General features: G+C 75.0%; 1 protein-coding gene. It reads left to right on the plus strand.

Annotation, left to right across the window (positions count from 1 at the left end; all coding sequences use genetic code 11):
* Positions 1-113 precede the first annotated feature (113 nt).
* A partial coding sequence (locus ABT381_RS35755) for a DoxX family protein (RefSeq protein WP_351602284.1) occupies positions 114-1,419 on the plus strand: 1,306 nt, incomplete at its 3' end.

The following is a 1,419-nucleotide window of genomic DNA, read 5'->3' on the forward strand; positions in this document are numbered from 1 at the left end:
TCTGCGCGAGGAACTCGTCGACGAGGTCGAGCTGATCAGCGGGGACGACGGCTGGACGGCCATGAAGCAGCTGATCGAGCAGGAGGGCCTGTGCGCCGCCCCCGTCGGCCGGCGTGATCGGGCCCCGCGGCGCCTCCGACGACACCGAGCTGCTGCCCCAACTCCCACAGGCCCGCCCCTCGGACGGCGCCTGGTCCGACGACACGTACGGCACGGGTGACGACACGTACGCCGTGCCGGGCGAGGGCGGCAACGCGTGGCGCGACGGTGCGCGCAGGGGCGCCCACGGCGGTGCGTACGCCGGCTCGTACACCGATTCGTACGCTGATTCGCCCGACGGCTCGTACGCGGGTCCGTACGACGGTTCCCCCGAAGGGCCCGCCTCCTCCGCTCCGTACGACGGCGCGGCTCCCGGCCCGTACGGCAGCACGGGCGACGCCTGGGCCGAAGGCCCGTACAGCGGCGAAGGCCCGTACAGCGACGCCGAATTCGAGCCCCGTCAGGAGGGCGGCCGCCGCTTCGCCGGCGACAAGCAGGCGTTCTACCCCGGCCGCCGGATGAACCTCGGCGTCGTCCTGCTCCCCCTGCGCATCTTCCTCGGTTTCATCACCATCTACGCGGGCATGGGCAAGCTCTGCGACCCCGTCTACTTCGACGGCGGCGAGCGCGGCTCCATGGTCAAGTGGCTGGAGTCGCTGGACCCGTGGGCGCTCGCCACGCCGCTGCGCGACTTCGCGCTCGCGCACCCGGTCGGCGCCGGCCTCACCGTCGCCTTCCTCCAGGTCGTCGTCGGCGTACTGACCGTCTGCGGCCTGTGGCAGCGGGTCGCCGCCTCCATGGGCGCGCTGCTCTCGGCCGCCCTCCTGATGACCGTCAGCTGGCGCAACGTCCCCGTGTACGACGCGCCGGACATCATCTACCTCGCCGCCTGGAGCCCCCTGATCATCGCGGGCGCCCCCGTCTACTCCCTCGACGCGCGGCTGGCCGGCGAGGCGTGGCGCAACCTCGGCCCCCGCGTCGAGGTCTGGGACCTGCGGCGCCGAGTACTGCGTCGCGGTGCGGTGATGACCGCGGTGGTCGCGGGCCTCACGCTGCTGATCGGCTCGCTCCTGGGCGGCGCCGTACGGTCCGCCTCCGGCCCGACCGTCCCGAAGCCGGGCGAGCCGCCGACCAACAGCCTGCCCGGCCGCCCGCTGCACACCCCGCGCGAAGCCCCCGGCCGTACGGACAGCGGCCGCACGGCGGGCGCCTCGCAGGGCAGCAGCGCCTCGCCCACCGCGGGCGCCTCCCGCGGTACGGACTCCTCGGCCTCCCCGTCGGCCTCGCAGCCGAGCATGGCCAGGGAGACGGCAGGCGCCACCCAGGGCGCCCAGCCCGGCCGGACCACGAGCGGCCCGCCGCAGCAGTCGGCCCCGGCCG

Origin of the sequence: Streptomyces sp. NPDC000151 (assembly GCF_040301705.1) — a bacterium.
Classification (GTDB): domain Bacteria; phylum Actinomycetota; class Actinomycetes; order Streptomycetales; family Streptomycetaceae; genus Streptomyces.